The 17,425-nt window shown below is 73.2% G+C and carries 15 protein-coding genes; 4 read left to right on the forward strand and 11 right to left on the reverse strand.

Translation table 11 applies throughout. The features are described from left to right. Positions 1-120: 120 nt before the first annotated feature. The gene (locus ACSHWO_RS23505) at positions 121-804 is read right to left on the reverse strand and encodes an HAD-IA family hydrolase (RefSeq protein ID WP_438314571.1); all 684 of its coding nucleotides are present in this window, start codon (positions 802-804) and stop codon (positions 121-123) included. Between the two features lie 132 nt (positions 805-936). Continuing rightward, positions 937-1,782, reverse strand: coding sequence for a peptidoglycan-binding domain-containing protein (locus tag ACSHWO_RS23510; RefSeq protein ID WP_438314574.1), 846 nt, complete (start codon positions 1,780-1,782; stop codon positions 937-939). A 307-nt stretch (positions 1,783-2,089) separates the two neighbouring features. On the opposite strand from ACSHWO_RS23510, the gene ACSHWO_RS23515 reads away from it, so the two are divergent. After that, on the forward strand, positions 2,090-4,156 hold the full coding sequence (locus ACSHWO_RS23515; RefSeq protein WP_438314577.1) for an MFS transporter: 2,067 nt from the start codon (positions 2,090-2,092) through the stop codon (positions 4,154-4,156). 31 nt (positions 4,157-4,187) lie between these two features. On the opposite strand, the gene ACSHWO_RS23520 is transcribed toward ACSHWO_RS23515, so the two are convergent. After that, positions 4,188-4,736 carry a GNAT family N-acetyltransferase gene (locus ACSHWO_RS23520; RefSeq protein WP_438314580.1) on the reverse strand — a complete coding sequence of 183 codons (549 nt, stop codon included), beginning with the start codon at positions 4,734-4,736 and terminating at the stop codon, positions 4,188-4,190. Positions 4,737-4,841: 105 nt separating this feature from the next. On the opposite strand from ACSHWO_RS23520, the gene ACSHWO_RS23525 reads away from it, so the two are divergent. Then, positions 4,842-5,237: a nuclear transport factor 2 family protein gene (locus tag ACSHWO_RS23525; RefSeq protein ID WP_385849649.1), complete on the forward strand. Its 396-nt coding sequence runs from the start codon at positions 4,842-4,844 to the stop codon at positions 5,235-5,237. Positions 5,238-5,318: 81 nt separating this feature from the next. On the opposite strand, the gene ACSHWO_RS23530 is transcribed toward ACSHWO_RS23525, so the two are convergent. Continuing rightward, positions 5,319-5,663, reverse strand: a complete 345-nt coding sequence (locus ACSHWO_RS23530) for an antibiotic biosynthesis monooxygenase family protein (RefSeq protein WP_361083568.1) — start codon at positions 5,661-5,663, stop codon at positions 5,319-5,321. A 107-nt stretch (positions 5,664-5,770) separates the two neighbouring features. Between ACSHWO_RS23530 and ACSHWO_RS23535 the strand changes: the two genes are divergently transcribed. Continuing rightward, positions 5,771-7,870, forward strand: a complete 2,100-nt coding sequence (locus ACSHWO_RS23535; protein WP_438314585.1) for a phosphatase PAP2 family protein — start codon at positions 5,771-5,773, stop codon at positions 7,868-7,870. Positions 7,871-8,144: 274 nt separating this feature from the next. Here ACSHWO_RS23535 and ACSHWO_RS23540 read toward each other — a convergent pair whose 3' ends face one another. Both ACSHWO_RS23540 and ACSHWO_RS23545 read right to left on the reverse strand, forming a co-directional pair. Further along, on the reverse strand, positions 8,145-8,522 hold the full coding sequence (locus ACSHWO_RS23540; protein WP_361083565.1) for a DUF6193 family natural product biosynthesis protein: 378 nt from the start codon (positions 8,520-8,522) through the stop codon (positions 8,145-8,147). Between the two features lie 375 nt (positions 8,523-8,897). Further along, positions 8,898-10,229 (reverse strand): cytochrome P450, encoded by a 1,332-nt coding sequence (locus ACSHWO_RS23545; RefSeq protein ID WP_438314588.1) that lies wholly within the window; start codon positions 10,227-10,229, stop codon positions 8,898-8,900. Positions 10,230-10,476: 247 nt separating this feature from the next. On the opposite strand from ACSHWO_RS23545, the gene ACSHWO_RS23550 reads away from it, so the two are divergent. Next, positions 10,477-11,646: a steroid 3-ketoacyl-CoA thiolase gene (locus tag ACSHWO_RS23550; RefSeq protein ID WP_438314591.1), complete on the forward strand. Its 1,170-nt coding sequence runs from the start codon at positions 10,477-10,479 to the stop codon at positions 11,644-11,646. A 217-nt stretch (positions 11,647-11,863) separates the two neighbouring features. Here ACSHWO_RS23550 and ACSHWO_RS23555 read toward each other — a convergent pair whose 3' ends face one another. From ACSHWO_RS23555 to ACSHWO_RS23575, 5 genes are all read right to left on the reverse strand, one after another. Further along, positions 11,864-12,268: a transglycosylase SLT domain-containing protein gene (locus ACSHWO_RS23555; protein ID WP_361083557.1), complete on the reverse strand. Its 405-nt coding sequence runs from the start codon at positions 12,266-12,268 to the stop codon at positions 11,864-11,866. A gap of 401 nt (positions 12,269-12,669) precedes the next feature. Next, positions 12,670-13,548, reverse strand: a complete 879-nt coding sequence (locus ACSHWO_RS23560) for an ECF transporter S component (protein ID WP_438314594.1) — start codon at positions 13,546-13,548, stop codon at positions 12,670-12,672. Next, a complete protein-coding gene (locus ACSHWO_RS23565) occupies positions 13,545-15,383 on the reverse strand; it encodes an ABC transporter ATP-binding protein (RefSeq protein ID WP_438314597.1) in 1,839 nt (612 codons plus the stop codon). The genes ACSHWO_RS23560 and ACSHWO_RS23565 overlap by 4 nt, the downstream gene beginning before the upstream one ends. Then, complete coding sequence (locus ACSHWO_RS23570) at positions 15,380-16,645, reverse strand: energy-coupling factor transporter transmembrane protein EcfT (protein ID WP_438314600.1); 1,266 nt, start codon at positions 16,643-16,645, stop codon at positions 15,380-15,382. The genes ACSHWO_RS23565 and ACSHWO_RS23570 overlap by 4 nt, the downstream gene beginning before the upstream one ends. Then, positions 16,642-17,424, reverse strand: a complete 783-nt coding sequence (locus tag ACSHWO_RS23575) for an SCO2322 family protein (RefSeq protein ID WP_438314603.1) — start codon at positions 17,422-17,424, stop codon at positions 16,642-16,644. The genes ACSHWO_RS23570 and ACSHWO_RS23575 overlap by 4 nt, the downstream gene beginning before the upstream one ends. Position 17,425 lies beyond the last annotated feature (1 nt).

Here is a 17,425-nt window from a genome sequence, read left to right on the forward strand (position 1 = left end):
ACGGGAGGGGGCGGGCGGTGCGGGGCGCCGGCGGGCCGGGGGTGCCCCGCGGGTCCGACGGAGGCTGAAGCGCTCCGGGAGCTCCCGGAGCGCGGGCGCGCCGGGGTGCGTCCGGGGGCGTCAGGCGGCGGGGGTGAGGGTGAGGTGGATCGCGCCGGTCGGGGTCGTGGTGACGCGGACGGCGGTCAGGTCGGGGACGTGGGCCGTCGGAGCGTGCTCGGCGGCGCGGGGGCCGATGCCGATCACGCGCATTCCGGCGGCGTGGCCGGCTGCTATGCCCGCGCCCGAGTCCTCGAAGACGATGCAGTCGGCCGGGTCGACGCCCAGTTCGGCGGCGCCCTTGAGGAAGCCTTCGGGGTCCGGCTTGCTGGCCCCCACGCACTCGGCCGTGACCCGCACCTCGGGCATCGGCAGGCCGGCCGCGGTCATCCGGGCCGTGGCCAGGGTCGCGTCGGCGGAGGTGACGAGGGCGTGCGGCAGCCCGCCGATCGCCGCCATGAACGCCGCGGCCCCGCCGACCGGGACCACGCCCTCCGTGTCGGCGGTCTCCCGCGCGAGCATGACGGCGTTCTCGGCGTGGTTGACCTCCATCGGGCGCTCCGGCAGGAGGATGGCCATCGTGGCGTACCCCTGGCGGCCGTGCACCACCTTGAGGGCCGCCTCCGGGTCCAGCCCGTGGGAGACCGCCCACTCGCGCCAGCAGCGCTCGACCACCGCGTCCGAATTGACCAGCGTGCCGTCCATGTCCAGGAGCAGGGCCCTGGCGGTGAGGACGACGGGGGAGGGGGTGGCGCTGGCCGGCACGGCGGGACTCCAGACGGGGCGGGAGAAGAGAACAAGTGGTTCCGTCCACCGGTCAGGGAATGCGGACGGAACCACTTTGTTCCTACACGATACAAAACAAGGGGCGGTGTGCGCCACCACGGGGTCGGGACGTCAGCCGCGGCCCTCCAGAACCCTGCGCGTCTGCGGGCCGTAGACGCCCTCCGGGTCGCCCTTGATGTCGTTCTCCCACTGGAACCAGGCGACGGCGTTCTCGGTGCGGTCGTCGTACTTGCCGGTGTACTTGCCCCGGTACAGGCCCTCGGCCGCGAGTTGCCGCTGCAGCTTCTCCACCTCGGGGCCGCTGTCGCCGTGCCTCAGCGTCGGCCCCTTCGGGGCCGGCGGGGAACTGCTCGCCGGGCGCGGCGCGGACGACGGGCTCGGCGGCGATGCGGGCGCCGAGGAACGGGAAGGGCTGGGCGACGCCGACGCCGATCTGGAGTGGCTGGCGGACCCGGTGGCAGACGCCTTGCGGGACGGAGCCGCCGAGGTGGTCGCCGTCTCCGCCGGATCGGTCGGCGCCACGCTGGCCGCCGGCCCCGTCGGCTTCGCGTCCAGGAGGACCGTGTCGCTGTCGGCGGAGTGCGGCAGCATGCCGAACGCCAGGGTCGCCGTGCCCACCGCCACCACCGTCCCGGCACCGGCGAGGACCGTCGGGAGGCGGCGCCGGCGGGAGCCCGACGAGGACCGCTTCCCGGGGGCCCCACCCCCACCCCCTCCCCTTCCCCCGAGCGTGCCGAGTTCGCCCAGGTCGTGCGGGGCCGGGAGCGGAGCCGTCTGGGCAGGCCAGGACGCCTGCGGCGGTGTGTCCGGCCAGACCGAGGGTGTTCCGTACGCAGGGGTGGCGTCCCCGTGCGCCGCCGCAGCGTCCGGGTGGGCGTGGGCGTGGGCGTGGGCGTGGGCGTGCGCCGTGGCGGTCACCGCGCCGTACACCGCCTGCGCCGGCGGTATCGGCGGCATCGGTGGCGCGAGCGGTATCTGCTGCGTCGGCTGTGTCGTCAGCGGGTCCGACTCGCCGGGATGGGACAGCGATACGTAGGGACGGATGCGCAGTGGCTCGAAACCGCCCCCCGGTCCTCCCGGCGCGCACTCGCAGCCGACGCCCATGGCGTCGCAATCTGGACAGCGCTCAGCGCTCACTGGACTCCCTCCCTGGCCATTGCCTGCGATTATGCAGACCCGCCAACGGCCGCCCAACCCGCCCGAGAGGCCATAACCGGACACACCGCTCAGGATGGAAATGTTGCCCCGGCCTGAGGAGGAGAGGATGGCTGGCGAAGTCACCAAGGGCGCCGCGGATCCCGTTTCCGGTCCGGGAAGGTCCAGCCCCGCCGCCGAACACGCCTCCCGTGAGGTCCTCGCCTCCATCGGCGCGCTGCTGCTGGGCCTGCTGCTCGCCGCCCTCGACCAGACCATCGTCTCCACCGCCCTGCCGACGATCGTCAGCGATCTGGGCGGAATGGAGCACCTGTCCTGGGTCGTCACCGCGTACCTGCTCGCCTCCACCGCCGCGACGCCTCTGTGGGGCAAGCTCGGCGACCAGTACGGGCGCAAGAAACTGTTCCAGGGCGCCATCGTCCTCTTCCTCGTGGGATCCGCCCTCTGCGGCATCGCCCAGGACATGTCCCAGCTGATCGGGTTCCGCGCCCTCCAGGGCCTCGGCGGCGGCGGACTGATCGTGCTGTCCATGGCACTCGTCGGCGACATCGTCCCGCCCCGCGAACGCGGCCGGTACCAAGGCCTCTTCGGAGCCGTGTTCGGCGCGACCAGCATCCTCGGACCGCTCCTCGGCGGCCTGTTCGTCGACCAGCTGTCCTGGCGCTGGGTCTTCTACATCAACCTCCCCATCGGTCTCGTCGCACTCGGCGTCATCTCGACGACCTTGCACATCCCGGGGCGCCGCTCGAAGCACACCATCGACTACCTCGGCACGTTCCTCATCGCATGCGTCGCCACCTGCCTCGTCCTCATCGCCTCCCTCGGCAGCAACTGGGGCTGGGGATCGGCGCGGATCATCGGCCTCGCCGTCCTCAGCGCCGTTCTGCTCGTCGCGTTCGTCCTCGCGGAGCGCAGGGCCGCAGAACCCGTCCTCCCGCTCGCTCTCTTCCGCATCCGCACCTTCACCCTCTGCTCGGTGATCAGCTTCATCGTCGGGTTCGCGATGTTCGGCGCGATGGTCTACCTCCCGACGTTCCTGCAGGTCGTGCAGGGCGTCTCGCCGACCCTGTCCGGCGTCCACATGCTGCCGATGGTCCTCGGCATGCTCATCGCCTCCACCGGATCCGGCCAGATCGTCACCCGCACCGGCCGCTGGAAGGTCTTCCCCATCCTCGGCACCGGGGTGACCGCGATCGGACTCCTGCTGCTGCACCAGCTGCACCGCACCAGCGGCAGCTGGGAGATGAGCACGTACTTCTTCGTGTTCGGCCTCGGGCTCGGCCTGGTGATGCAGGTCCTCGTACTGGCCGTGCAGAACGCCGTCAGCTACGAGGACCTCGGCGTCGCCACCTCCGGAGCGACGTTCTTCCGCTCCATCGGCGCCTCCTTCGGCGTCGCGATCTTCGGCACGGTCTTCGCCCGCGGGCTCGACGAGAACCTCGCCGCGGCCCTCGCCGGGTCCACCATCCCGCCCGGCACGATCGCACAGGTGGAGGCGGACCCCCGGGCCGTCGCGACGCTGCCCGCCGACGTGCAGCCCACCGTGCTCGACGCCTACTCCGAATCGATCACGAACGTCTTCCTCTACGCCGTCCCCGTCGTGCTCGTCGCCTTCGCCGTCTCCTGGTTCCTCAAGGAGGACAAGCTGCGCGGCTCTGTGACCGCCCCCGACGTGACCGAGACGCTCGCCTCCAATCCCGTCCAGCGCTCCTCCCACGAGGAGGTCGCCCGCGCACTGTCGGTCCTGGGGACCCGCGAAGGCCGCCGCCACGTCTACGAGAAGATCACCGAACGGGCCGGGCTGGACCTGCTGCCCGCCTCCAGCTGGCTGCTGCTACGGATCAACCGGTACGGGTCGGTCGAGCCCGCGCTGCTCGCGGAGCGCACCGCCGTCCCGCTGAAGGTGCTCACCGAGGCCACCCGCCAGATCGAGGAGCGCGGGCTCGTCGTACGGGACGGGCTGCCGCTGGTCCTGACCGACCGCGGACGCGCGTACGCGGCGAAGCTGGCGCAGGCCCGCGAGGAGTCCCTCGCCACGCTGCTCGGCGACTGGTGGAGTCCCGACCGCCCGACCGACCTGGCGGAACTGGTCAAGGACATCAACGCCGAGCTCTGCGGCTCCGACGCCGAGGAACCGTACGACGCGCCCCCGCGCCGCGACCATTCCGCCCACTGACCGGCACGGCACCGCACGGCACGGCACGCACTCAGGCCAGGCCCTTCTCGAACCAGTGCTCCGCGTACGGGGCCGAGTTGTACGCCGGTATCTCCGCGTACCCGTTCCGCGCGTACAGGGCGCGGGCCTCCACCAGGTCCGATCGCGTGTCCAGGCGGACGCGCTCGGCGCCCAGGGCCCGGGCCCCGTCCTCCAGCGCGGCGAGCAGCGCAGCGCCGCCGCCGGTGCCGCGGGCGCGCGGGTCCACGTACACCCGGGTCAGTTCGGCGGTGACGGGGTCCAGCATCCGTATGCCGCCGCAGGACAGGGGCGCGCCGTCCAGCCGACCGACGACGAACCGGCCCGTCGGCGGGACCAACCCGTCGGCCGGGTCGTCCCGCAGCCCCTCGTCCACCTCGGCCTCGGTCGCGGGCCGCTTCCAGTAGCGGCCGACGACTTCCGCGTAGTACGCGCGCCGCAGCGCGGTGGCGTCGGGCGTGTCGACGTGTTCGGCGGTGACGGTCCAGGTGCCGGTGGCAGTGGCGGTGCCCGTGGTAGTGGCGGTGGCGGTGGCGGCTTCGGTGTCGAAGTTGATGTTCATGGAGCCATTGTGGAATCGCGCCGAGTTCCGTCGCGTGGAATATCCACAGGGGCGGGCCGATGATGGGAAAAGGGTTAAATCGTACCGACGGAGGGCGTGACCGCCATGTCCCAACACCCTGACGCTGCCCTGATCCGCCGCGGCTACGAGGCCTTCGGTAAGGGCGACATGGACACCCTGGGCTCGCTGATGACGGCCGACGTCATCCACCACATGCCCGGCAGCAACCCGCTGTCAGGCCACCACAAGGGCCGGGAAGCCGTCCTCGGCCTCTACCGCCGGCTCGCCGAGGAGACCGGCGGCACCATGGAGGTCGAACTGCACTCCGTGTTGGTGGACGGGCGCGGACACGGCATCGCCCTGCACACCTTCCGCGGTGACCGGGGCGACCGCGGACTGGAGGTCCAGCAGGGCCTCTTCTTCACGATCGTCGGCGGAAAGATCAGCGACATCGACGAGTGCACGCAGGACATCGACGAGGAGGACGCCTTCTGGAGCTGACGGCCTCCCCGCCTCCTGCCCGCGCTGCCCGCGCTGCCCGCACTGCCTGCGCCGGCCCTGCGCTTACCCGGGCCCCGCGGGTCAGGCCCCGGCCTTCGGCCCCGCCTGCTGCACGACCTCGAACGACCACACCGTCGACGCCGACGCCGCCGGCTTCGGCCGCTCCCCGGCCCCTGCCTGGCCGCCACCGGACCCGCCCTGGTGCGCCGCCTTCATGGGGCCCTCCATCCACGCCTGGAAGTCCTCCTCGGACCTCCACCGCGTGTAGACCAGGTACTGGTCGGTGCCCTCCACCGGACGCAGCAGTTCGAACCACTCGAACCCGTCAGAACCCTCCACGGTGCCCGCCCGCGAGGCGAACCGCTGCTCCAGCACTTCCCGCTGCTCGGCGGGCACGGTCAGAACGTTGATCTTCACGATGCTCATGACCGCCATCCTAGGGATCCGGCGGGGGATATCGTCGGTCCGGGTAATTCAACGCGGCAGCCGGGCGAAGTCAGGGTTGCGTTCATCAGGCGGGAGGCCGGCGAGGCGTGGCGAACGCGGCGGAGCACAGCGGTGCGAACGGACATGCCGGAGTCATAGGCGGGCCCGACGGAAGCGGTGGCAGCACCCGGCTCGCGGCCGCGCGTCTGCTCCTGTGGGCGCTCGTCGGGGTCCTCGCTGTCAGGCAGGCCGCGGTCGTGCTGCGGGTGCCGCCCGGCGAATGGCTCGCCGACCTGCACCTTCCCGGCGCCCTGCCCGGCTCGCTGTACGACGCCGGGCAGTTCTCCGGGACCCCCTTCGCCGGGCTCGTCCTGAAGCCGCTCCTCGATCTCACCGCGACCGCGCCCGCGTCCTCGCTGGAGCTGGCCTGGACCTGCGCGACCCTGCTGTGCGTCGCCGCGGTCGGGCTCGTCGCCGCGCGCGGCCTGCCCGACCCCGTGCCGCGGCGCACCGCGCTGCTCGCCGCGCCCGCCCTGGTCGGCCTGATGCTGGTCTCACTGCCCGTCCGGGAGGCCGCCGGGCCCGGCCAGACCGCCGTCCTGCCGGTCCTGCCCGTGCTGCTGGTGCTGCTGGCCGTGTTCCGCGTCCCCGGCGAACGCCCCGCGGGCTTCCTCCTCGGCCTCGCCGCCGCCCTACAGCCCGCCCTGCTGCTCTTCGCGCCGCTGCAGTGGCGCACCGGCCGCCGCACCGCCGCCCGGGCCGCCGCCGTCACCTTCGCCGGCGCGAGCGCCCTCGCCTGGGCGGCCCTGCCCGGCGACTCGTGGACGTACTGGGTGCACCACCTCGCCGGCACCGGCCTCGGCGGCACCCCCGACGCCCTCGCCAACCAGTCCGTGCACGGCGCCCTGCTGCGCCTCGGCCTGACCGGCCCCGCCGAGATCCTGCTCTACGCGGCCCTCGCCGCCGCCATCGCCTGGACCGGGCTGCGGCGCGCCGTCCACCACGCCCGCGACGGGCAGTTGCTCCTCGCCGTCGCCGTCACCGGGTGCGTGGCCGTCGCCGTGACCCCGACCGGCTGGCGCCACCAGCTGCTGTGGGTGCTGCTCACGGTGGCGGGCAAGGTCGGCAGCCGCGCCGCCGACCGGCGCGTGTGGCCCGTCGCCGTGGTCCTCGCCGCGACCCTGCCCAGCTCCGTCCTGCTGCCCAACATCGCGGTGCTGGCCCCCGTACGGGACAACGTGCTGCTGCTGACGGCGCTGGCCGCGGCCTGCGCGGTGCCGTTCCTGCCGCGCTCCTCCCCGTACTGGCGCGAACCCGTTCCGACCGCGTACGCGCAGCCGGCCGCCGCCCGGTGGCGGGCCGTGCCGCTGCTGCCGTTCTGGCGGCGCGTGCTGTCGCGGCCCAACCTGCTGCTGGAACTGCTCCTCATACGCGTCGGATACTCGATCTACTCGCACATCCGCGCCGCCGCCCCCGCCGGCCGTAGCCGCGCCGAGGAGCACGGCCGCGAGGTCCTCCGCATCGAGCGCGCCCTCGGCATCGACGTCGAACACGCCGTCAACCAGGCCGTGGTGCACACGGCCTGGCTGGAGAAGTCCTTCAACTTCTACTACACGTCGTTCCACTTCGTGGTCCCGCTGACCATCCTCGGCGTCCTGTACTGGCGCCGGCCCGGCGACTACCGCTGGGCGCGCGCCTCCCTGGGCCTGGCCACCGTCCTCGCGCTCGCCGGCTTCTGGCTCTACCCGCTCGCGCCGCCGCGCCTCATGCCCGGCCTCGGCTTCATCGACACCGTGCACGGCCCGCAGGACCTGGCCAACCCCCAGTACGGGGCGATGACCGCGATCTCCAACCAGTACGCGGCGATGCCCTCGCTGCACTTCGGCTGGTCGCTGTGGTGCGGGGTCGTCATCATCGTGCTGGCGCCGAAGGCCTGGCAGAAGCTCCTCGGGGCGCTGCACCCGCTCATCACGGTGTGCGCGATCGTCGCCACCGCCAACCACTGGGTGCTCGACGCGGTCGGCGGAGCCGTCGTCGTCGCCGCCGGGTTCGGGCTGGTGCACGCGCTGTCCGGGCCGCGCCGGCTGGAGGTCACGCTGCCGGGGCAGCGGGGTGCCGGAGGCGATGGGCCCGGTGCTCCCGCTACTCGCGGTGTCCCGGGGGAGGTCGTTGCGCGGGTGTCGTCGGGTTCAACCGCCGGCTCGTAAGCGCGTGGGCGCGTGGGCGCGGGTTCGGTTCCCGAACGGCTGTGCCGCGGTGGTGGACCGGGTGTTCCGCGCGCGCATCCGGGGTGCGGGCTCCCCTGCTGACGGGCCGGCCGTCTGTCCGTCTGTCCGTCTGTGCGTCTGTCCGGTCGCGGGAGCTGGCCGTAGGGGCGCCGGGCACGACCGCTCCGGCGCCCCTTCGGTGGATCGCCGCGTTCTGCCAGGATCCGCCCGCGCCGGCACACCCGCCACTCGGGCGGGGGTCAGACGCCCGGGCTCACTGGTCCGGCGCCGCCCGCAACTGCGCGAGGAGCAGGGCGACTGCCGCCTCCGCCGTATCGGCCTCGCCGATGACGCGCGTGAGGCTGGGGTTCAGAACGCGGAACCGGCCGTCGTGCAGCGGTTCGACGGCCGGTGTGTCCGTCTCGGTCGGCAGGCCGGTGCCGGTGCCGAACCGCAGTACGCAGCGGCTGGTGAACGGGTACAGGCGCCGCAGCTCCGGTTGTGCGGAGGCGGCCTCGATCAGTGCGAGGACGCCCCGCCCCGTGGCCGCGGCCTGGGAATCACCCCGGTCGAGCATCAGCCGCCACGTCGTCGGCAGACGCTGCCAGCGCGCCTCCACGCTCTCGTTGATACCGCTGTCCTGGAGGTTCATCCGCGCAGTCTGACGGCGTCGGCGCCGCCGCGACAATCCTTCGGACGGCATCGATGACGGGCCGTTACCGCAGCTTGTCGCGATCGTCGCCTCACTCTGTGCAACCCCTCCGGGAACACGGAGAACACGAAAACACTCGGAGAACACCGGAGAACACCGGAGGACGGGGGTGGATACGGGTCTACTCAGTCCGACTCGGCCCGACTCGCGCCGAATCATGCTGAATCGGGTTGAAGCCGGTCGAGCGCGCCCAATATCGCGGAATCGGGCGAACTCCCTGAACGGGCCGCGGAAGCCGCACCCCCGGGGAACGGCAGGGACCGGGCGTGGGAGGAGGCCGCCCCTGCCGTCCCGGACCGGTCCTGTCACATCCGCTCAGGCGTGGCTGACCCGGAGCTCCTTGATGCCGTTCAGCCAGGCCGCACGCAGGCGCCGCGGCTCGCCGGCGAGCCGCAGGTCGGGCAGGGCGTCGGCGAGCGCGTTGAAGATCAGCTCTATCTCCAGGACGGCCAGGGACTTGCCCAGGCAGAAGTGCGGCCCGCCGCCTCCGAAGCCCAGGTGCGGGTTCGGGTCGCGGGTGATGTCGAAGTCGTCCGGGTTCTCGAAGACCTCGGGGTCGTGGTTGGCGGAGGAGTAGAACAGCCCGACCCGGTCGCCCGCCTTGATCTTCTGGCCGCCCAACTCGGTGTCCTGGGTGGCGGTCCGCTGGAAGGACACCACGGGGGTGGCCCAGCGCACGATCTCCTCGGCGGCGGTCGCCGGCCGGGCCGCCTTGTACAGCTCCCACTGCTCGGGATGGGTCAGGAACGCGTGCATGCCGTGGCTGATGGCGTTGCGCGTGGTCTCGTTGCCCGCGACCGCCAGCAGGAGGACGAAGAACCCGAACTCGTCGGAGCTCAGGTTGCCCTGCCCCTCGGCCGCCACGAGCTGGGTGACGATGTCCTTGGCCGGGCACTCCTTGCGGGCCGCGGACATGTTCATCGCGTAGCCGATGAGCTCCATGGCGGCCTCTGCCCCGACCGCCTCGGTGATGGCGTACTCGGGGTCGTCGTACGCGATCATCTTGTTGGACCAGTCGAAGATGCGCAGCCGGTCCTCCTGCGGTACGCCGATCAGCTCGGCGATGGCCTGGAGCGGGAGCTCGCACGCGACGCGCGTGACGAAGTCGAAGGTGCCGTCGCCGCTGTTGCTGTTGCTGTTGCTGTTGCTGTTGCCGCCGTCGCCGCTGTTGCCGTCCTGGCTGCCGCCGCTCCCGCTGGCGGCGGTGTCCGTCGCCCCGGTGCGGGCCTGAGCCACTATGTTCCGCGCCCGTTCGCGCAGGGCGCCCTCCAGGTTCCGGATCGCCCGCGGGGTGAAGCCGCGCTGCACGATCTGGCGTACGCGGGTGTGCTCCGGCGGGTCCATGTTCAGCATGATCAGGCGCTGGGCCTCGATCTGCGCCCGCGGGATGTGCGGGTTGAAGCGGATGATGGCCGTGTTGAGGGTGGAGGAGAACAACTCCGGGTGCGTCGAGACGTACTTGACGTCCGCGTGCCGGGTCACGGCCCAGTAGCCCTCGTCGTCGAATCCGGTGATGCCGCGCGGCTGCGCGCACCACCACACGGGGGCGGTCTGCCGGAGCCGTGCGAACTCGGGGAGCGGGACGCGGTCCTGGAGGAGGTCGGGGTCGGTGGCGTCGAAGCCCTCGGGCAGCGCGGGACAGGTCATCGGGGCAACTCCAAGTCTGACGGCCCATCAGGAAGTGGAAGTGGCTGAAACGTAGTAACGAGTTCTAGAAGTCACAAGGGCTAGCGCGCCAACTGTTGCGTGGGGAATCCGTGGAGGCCGGGTGCAAGACCCTTGCGTGCAGGGCCCGGGGGTCATAAGACTGCGAGGAGAACTAGAACGCGTACTAGTTCAGGCGGGGCGCCGGGACGGCCCGCCGCGCCGGCACTGCGCAGGAGAGGACGAGCTCATGGCCGCGGAACCCGTCATCGTCGAAGCCGTACGCACGCCCATCGGCAAGCGCGGGGGCACACTCGCCAACCTCCACCCCGCCTACCTGCTCGGCGAGACGTACCGCGAGCTCCTCGCCCGTACGGGCATCCAGCCGGACTGCGTCGAGCAGATCGTCGGCGGCACCGTCACCCACGCCGGCGAGCAGTCGATGAACCCCGCCCGGACCGCCTGGCTCGCCATGGGCCTGCCGTACGAGACGGGTGCGACCACCGTGGACTGCCAGTGCGGCAGCTCCCAGCAGGCCAACCACATGGTCGCCAACATGATCTCCGGCGGTGTCATGGACATCGGCATCGCCTGCGGCGTCGAGGCCATGAGCCGGGTGCCGCTGGGGTCCGGATCCAAGCACGGCCCGGGCAAGCCCTTCCCGGACGAGTGGAACGTCGACCTGCCCAACCAGTTCGAGGCGGCCGAACGGATCGCCCGCCGCCGCGGCCTCGGCCGCGAGGACGTCGACCGGCTCGGGCTGCTCTCCCAGCAGCGGGCGGCCACCGCCTGGGCCGAGGAGCGGTTCAAGCGCGAGACCTTCGCCGTCCAGGTCCCCACCACCGAGGAGGAGCAGGCGGGGGGTCAGGGCATGTGGCGCCTGGTCCACCGCGACGAGGGCCTGCGCGACACCAGCATGGAGGCCCTGGCCGGGCTGAAACCGGTCATGCCGACCGCCGTGCACACCGCCGGGAACTCCTCGCAGATATCGGACGGCGCCGCGGCCGTGATGTGGGCCTCCCGGCGGATGGCCCGCGCCCTGCGGCTCAGGCCGCGTGCCCGGATCGTCGCCCAGGCCCTGGTCGGCGCCGACCCGCACTACCACCTGGACGGCCCGATCGACGCGACGCGGGCCGTGCTCGGCAAGGCCGGGATGTCCCTCAAGGACATCGACCTCGTCGAGATCAACGAGGCCTTCGCCTCCGTCGTGCTCAGCTGGGCCCAGGTCTTCGAACAGGACCTGGAGAAGGTCAACGTCAACGGCGGCGGCATCGCCCTCGGCCACCCCGTCGGCGCGACCGGCGCCCGCCTGATCACCACCGCGCTGCACGAGCTGGAACGCCGCGACAGGGAATTCGCCCTGATCACGATGTGCGCGGGCGGGGCGCAGGCCACCGGAACGATCATCCAGCGGCTCTGAGGCCGCGCCGCGGACGGCGCCTCCGGCGCCGCACGAACCCCTGTGGGATGGGAAGGCGAAGGCCCCGGGGCCGGACCTGGGGAGGCCGGCCACCGGGGCCTTCGTGTGTTCACGTGGTCGCGGGTCGCGGGTCGCGGGTCGCGGGTCGCGGGTCGCGTGGCGCGTGTTCGCGTGAACCAAGTCTGCGTGGGGCGCCCTTCGGCGCGGTGCCACCGGCTTAGTACCAGTGGTTGGCCTGCCAGAAGTTCCAGGCCTGGACCGGGGAGCCGTAGCGGGAGTTCATGTAGTCCAGACCCCACTTGATCTGCGTGGCCGGGTTGGTCTTCCAGTCGGCACCGGCGGAGGCCATCTTCGACGCCGGCAGGGCCTGGACCAGGCCGTACGCACCCGAGGAGGCGTTCGTGGCGGTGTGGTTCCAGCCGCTCTCATGGGAGACGATCTTGTCGAAGGCCGCGAACTGCGCCGGGTCCTTGATCATCTGCTGGGCGATCGCCTTGGCGCTCGTCGGGGCCGCCTGGGCGGGAACCGTGGCGAGCATGGAACCGGCGACACCCAGGGCGACGACGGAACCCGCGAGGGTCTTCTTGGAAGCGGCGATGCGGCGGATGACGGAGCGGGACACGGAAAGCCTTCCGTAGGGGACAAGGACGGTCGCGGCATGCCGGGGACATGCGTGAGCCACTCACGCGAGGGAGAGGGGTTCGTCCCGGCGGGGGGCTGTGCGCCCCGGCCGCCTCGGCGACAACACCAGTTAGCCAGGCCGTCGCCGCCCTGGCAAAGCCCCCCTTCTACTACGGGTCCTCGAAGCTCGCTCGTGGCGGGGTGGGTGCCGTACGAGGTGCGAGAGGTCTGGGAGAGCGCTGCGAAGGGGCTGCGGCAGGGCTGGGGAGGGCTGGGGGAGGGCTGGCGAAGGGCCGCGAGGGGGAGTGACGGGCCTACTAGGGTGGGCCGTATGTGACCTGGGTCCTGTGGGGTGCCTCACCGTCTGAGGCCTCGAATTTCACCTTCTGTGGCTGCTTGTACCTATTTCTGGGTGTGTCCCGGGCCACTTGCGGCCCCTGAATCGAAGGAGACCGGGGCGTCGAAGGCCGCTTTCCGAGTCGCCCGGCGCAGCGCCTTCAGCAGCGTGCCGCCGAGCGTGAGGGTCAGTACGACCGTCAGTGCGGCCCGGCCCAGGTCCCAGCCCAGCGAGGTCGCCAGGCAGTACGCGAGGAACCGGGCCAGGTTCGCCGCGACCGGATCCCCCGGATGGAACGACACGCCCTGCCCCATGCCCTGGAGCAGGACCCAGCCCTGCAAGTTCATGATCGTCCCGTACGCGAACGAGCCCGCGAACCCGTACGCCGCCAGCATCAGCAGCTCCGCCCGGCCCCGGACCCTCCCCCAAGCTCTCGGCTTCGCTCGAGCAGGGGGGACCCCCATCGCCCCGGGCAGCAGCCCGGCACCCAGCGCGAACCAGCCGAGGGCCAGCATCTGGAACGGCATCCACGGCCCGACCCCACCGGTGAGCAGGGCCGACGCGAACATCGTCACCGAGCCCAGGACGAAGCCGAAGCCGGGGCCGAGGACGCGGCCGCTGAGCACCATCAGGAAGAACATGGGCTCCAGGCCGGCCGTCCCCGCACCCAGCGGCCGCAGGGCGGCGCCGACCGCGGCCAGGACGCCGAGCATCGCCACCGCTTTGGAGTCCATGCCCTGGTCGGCGATGGTCGCGACGACCACCCCGACGAGGAGGGGGAGCAGCGCCGCGAAGAGCCAGGGGGCGTCCTGGGAGTGGGCGAGCCCGGACTGGCGGTCGGCGAGCAGCGGCCAGCCGAACGCGGCGATGCCGATCAGGGTGACGAGGACCAGGGCGACCGCGGCCCGCGGGCCGATCCGGACGGGGCGGTTCACAGGGTTCACGGCGTCGCCCCCTGCGCCGCCGGGGCGGACGCGAGGGCGGCGGCGACCTCGGGCACGGTGAGCCAGTGCCCCGGCGCCAGGATCTTGGCCACCTGGGGGGCGAAGGCCGGCGAGGACACCACGACCTCCGCGGTCGGCCCGTCCGCGACGACCTCACCGCCGGCCAGGACGACCACCCGGTGGGCCAGCTCCGCCGCCAGCTCCACGTCGTGCGTCGCCAGGACGATGGCGTGCCCGTCGGCCGCAAGCTCCCGCAGGATCCCGACCAGCCGGGCCTTGGCCGCGTAGTCCAGGCCGCGGGTCGGCTCGTCGAGCAGCAGCAGCGCCGGCCGGCCGGTGAGCACCAGGGAGAGGGCGAGGGCCAGCCGCTGCCCCTCGGAGAGGTCGCGCGGGTGGGTGTCGTCGGCCACCTCGGGCAACAGCGCCGACACCAGGTCCCGGCAGGTGCCGGGGGCCGCCCCGGCGTCGGCGTCGGCGGCAGCGCACTCGGCGGCGACCGTGTCGGCGTACAGCAGGTCGCGGGGCTCCTGCGGGACCAGGCCGACGCGGCGCACCATCTCCGGCGGCGGTGTGCGGTGCGGCACCCGGCCGCCGACCGTCACCTCGCCGCCGGCGGGGGCGAGGGTCCCGACCAGGGCGCCGAGGAGGGTGGACTTGCCCGCGCCGTTGCGGCCCATCAGGGCCACGGTCTCACCGGCCGCCACCGCGAGGTCGACGCCGTGCAGGACCTCCGCGCGGCCGCGGCGCACCGACAGGGCGCGGGCCCGGGCGACGGGGGTGGCGTGCTGGGTACGGGGGGTGTGTGTGGCGTGCTGGGTGGTGTGTGGGGTGGGGGTCGTGTCGGCGGTGCGGCGGAGCAGGCGGGTCAGGAGGCCGGGGCGGGCGGGGGGCGGCGTTGCCGTTACTGCCGTTGCCGTTGCCGCTGGCGTCTCGGGCTTCGGCGTCGTCGCGGTGCTGGTCCCGGGGTGGTCGGCCGAGGGGCGCGGGGGCGCAGCCGTGGTCCGGTGCGGGGGGCTCAGCTCCGACAGGCGGTCCCGCAGCGGGGGTGCCATGCGGCGGGCGTCGCGTACCGACAGGGGGAGCGGGGACCAGCCGGCCAGCCGGCCCAGCGAGACCACCGGTGGGTGTACGGGCGAGACGGCCATGATGTCCGCGGGGGCTCCGATGACCGGGGCCGCGCCCGGCCCGGGCAGGAGCAGCACCCGGTCGGCGTACTGGACGACCCGCTCCAGGCGGTGCTCCGCCATCAGCACGGTGGTGCCCAGGTCGTGGACCAGCCGCTGGAGCACCGCGAGGACCTCCTCCGCGGCCGCCGGGTCCAGGGCGGAGGTGGGCTCGTCCAGGACCAGCACCTTGGGGTGCGTGGTCAGGACCGAGCCGATGGCGACCCGTTGCTGCTGCCCGCCCGACAGGGAGGCGAGGGGGCGGTCGCGCAACTCGTTCAGGCCGAGCAGGTCCAGGGTCTCCTCGACGCGGCGGCGCATGACGGCGGGCGCCAGGCCCAGGGATTCCATGCCGTACGCGAGCTCGTCCTCGACCACGTCCGTGACGAAGTGGGAGAGGGGGTCCTGGCCGACCGTGCCGACGACGTCCGCCAGCTCGCGCGGCCGGTGGATGCGGGTGTCCCGGCCGTCCACGGTGACGCGGCCGCGCAGGGTGCCGCCCGTGAAGTGGGGGACGAGGCCGGACACCGCCCCGAGGAGGGTGGACTTGCCGGAGCCCGACGGGCCGACCAGCAGCGTGAGCTCTCCTTCGGGGACGACCAGGTCGGCGTCGCGGAGGGCGGGCTGCGCCGCGCCGTCGTAGGTGACCGACACCTGCTCGAAGCGGATCACTGCGACGCCTCCTTCTGCGGAGCGGGGCGGGGGGCGGGGGCCCGCATCGGTTCGGGTTCGGGTTCGGGGGTGTGAGTGGGGGTGCGGGTGGGGGCGGCCAGTGGTCCCGGGACCGGTGCCACTACGGCCGGGAGCAGGCCGATCATCACCGCGACCGCCGGCCACAGCGGCAGCACGGGGGCCGTCAGCGGGACCACCCCCGGCCGCAGGGTCTGCGGGTCGGCCCCGGACGCGTACACGAGGGCGGCGGCGACGACCGCCCCGGACCCGGCGACCAGCCACGCGCGCACCCCCCAGCGGTCCGGCCGGTAGCGGGTCCGGACGCTGCGCCGCCCGCCGAGCCGCAGCCCGGCGAGGGCGAGCGCGAGGCCGGCGAGCAGGACCGGCAGGCCGTACGCGGCCCCTTCGGCGGCGAGCAGTCCGTACGTGCCCGCACACATGCCGAGCAGGCCGCCCAGGGTGAGCGTGGTGGTGGTGTGCCGGACGACGGGTGGGACCTGGGCGGTACGGCCGTAGCCGCGCGCGTCCATCGAGGCGGCGACCGCGACGGACCGTTCCAGGGCGCCCTCCAGGACCGGCAGGCCGATCTGCAGGATCGCCCTGACGCCGCCGGTGGGACGGCCGCGCAGGCGGCGGGCGGTACGCAGGCGGGCCACGTCGGCGACCATGTTCGGCGCGAACGTCATGGCGACGACGACGGCCACGCCCGCCTCGTAGAGGGCCGCCGGGAGCGACTTCAACAGGCGGGCGGGGTTGGCGAGGGCGTTCGCGGCGCCGACGCAGACGAGGAGGGCGGCCAGCTTGGCGCCGTCGTAGAACGCGAAGACGAGCTGCTCGGCCGTGACGCGGCCGCCGAAGCGGATGCCCTGCGCCCACGCAGGGAGGGGGACCTCCGGGAGGGTGAAGAGGAGGTGCGTACCGGGGATCGGTGAACCGAGGAGTACGGAGAACAGCAGCCGCAGGCCGATCACGAACAGGCCGAGCTTGAGGAAGGCGGTGTACGAACGGGCCCACGGCGCGGCGGTGCGGCGCGCGGCGACGACGTAGCCGGCCACCGCGATGATCAGCCCGAGGAGGAGCGGGTTGGTGGTCCGCGAAGCGGCGGTGGCCAGCCCGAGCGCCCACAGCCACCACGCCCCCGCGTGCAGGGCGTTGCCGCGCCGGGCTTCCGGGGCGGCGTAGCTGCGCGTGGAGGCAGGGGCGGGGGCAGCGATGCGGGTGGTACCGGTGGTGCCGGTGGGGTGAGTGGGGCGGGGAGTCATCGGCGGCGTCGGGCGGATCGCCGGACAGCGGCCAGCGCCACGGCGGACAGCACTGCGAGGCCGGCCACGGGGCCCAGCCACGGGCTTTCCTTCTCCTCCTCCTTCTCCTTCTCCGTTGTTTCTTGGCCTTCCGCTCCCGCCGTCGGGTCGCCCTTCGGTGCGCCGTTGTCGTCGGTCTGCGGCGCCGTGGCTCCCGGGGCGTCCGCGATCTGCTCGCCGCAGCCCTGCTTCGGATAGCCCGAGATCGCGCAGAGCAGCGCCGCGCTGTTGTAGCGCAGCGGCTTGGCCACCTCCGCGAGGGCCTCCGCGGCCGTGGCCTCCGGGGCCAGCTGGGCGCAGGCCGTGCGCGGGGCGTCCTGCGGCGGGGCGTCGCCGGCCGGGGCGTCGGCGGGCACGCCGAAGTCGACGACCACGGCGACCCGCTTCCGGCCCGGCGCTGCCGGGGTCGCGGAGCAGACCGCGTCGAAGTCCGCCGCCGCCCGAGGCCGGGCGGCCTCGGCGGCCGCGTCCTTGCTCACCGCGAAGCGGAACCCCTGGACCGAGCCGTCGGCCGGGCGGGCCGTCGAGGGACCCTGGGTGGCGTACGACCAATGGCCGCCCGCACCGTCCCAGAACGACCAGTAGCGGTACCCGGCCGCCAGCGCGGGCGAGGCCGCGATCAGCGGGAGGGGGAGCGAAAGGAGGAGGGGGAGGAGCGCCAGTACGGCCGGCGCCGGGCGCCGGGGCAGGCGTATGCGCAGGTGGCGACGCGCGCGCCTGCCGGTGCGGAGGCTCGGCATG

It is taken from the genome of Streptomyces pallidus (ex Mingjun et al. 2026) (assembly GCF_051550185.1).
Classification (GTDB): Bacteria; Actinomycetota; Actinomycetes; order Streptomycetales; family Streptomycetaceae; genus Streptomyces.

What these genes read in the sequence shown, in the direction of transcription:
- ACSHWO_RS23510 (WP_438314574.1), bottom strand. Translation starts at nt 1,782, where the DNA reads ATGCCGCCGATACCGCCGGCGCAGGCGGTGTACGGCGCGGTGACCGCC.
- ACSHWO_RS23515 (WP_438314577.1), top strand. Translation starts at nt 2,090, where the DNA reads ATGGCTGGCGAAGTCACCAAGGGCGCCGCGGATCCCGTTTCCGGTCCG.
- ACSHWO_RS23520 (WP_438314580.1), bottom strand. Translation starts at nt 4,736, where the DNA reads ATGAACATCAACTTCGACACCGAAGCCGCCACCGCCACCGCCACTACC.
- ACSHWO_RS23525 (WP_385849649.1), top strand. Translation starts at nt 4,842, where the DNA reads ATGTCCCAACACCCTGACGCTGCCCTGATCCGCCGCGGCTACGAGGCC.
- ACSHWO_RS23530 (WP_361083568.1), bottom strand. Translation starts at nt 5,663, where the DNA reads ATGAGCATCGTGAAGATCAACGTTCTGACCGTGCCCGCCGAGCAGCGG.
- ACSHWO_RS23540 (WP_361083565.1), bottom strand. Translation starts at nt 8,522, where the DNA reads ATGAACCTCCAGGACAGCGGTATCAACGAGAGCGTGGAGGCGCGCTGG.
- ACSHWO_RS23545 (WP_438314588.1), bottom strand. Translation starts at nt 10,229, where the DNA reads ATGACCTGTCCCGCGCTGCCCGAGGGCTTCGACGCCACCGACCCCGAC.
- ACSHWO_RS23550 (WP_438314591.1), top strand. Translation starts at nt 10,477, where the DNA reads ATGGCCGCGGAACCCGTCATCGTCGAAGCCGTACGCACGCCCATCGGC.
- ACSHWO_RS23570 (WP_438314600.1), bottom strand. Translation starts at nt 16,645, where the DNA reads ATGACTCCCCGCCCCACTCACCCCACCGGCACCACCGGTACCACCCGC.
- ACSHWO_RS23575 (WP_438314603.1), bottom strand. Translation starts at nt 17,424, where the DNA reads ATGCCGAGCCTCCGCACCGGCAGGCGCGCGCGTCGCCACCTGCGCATA.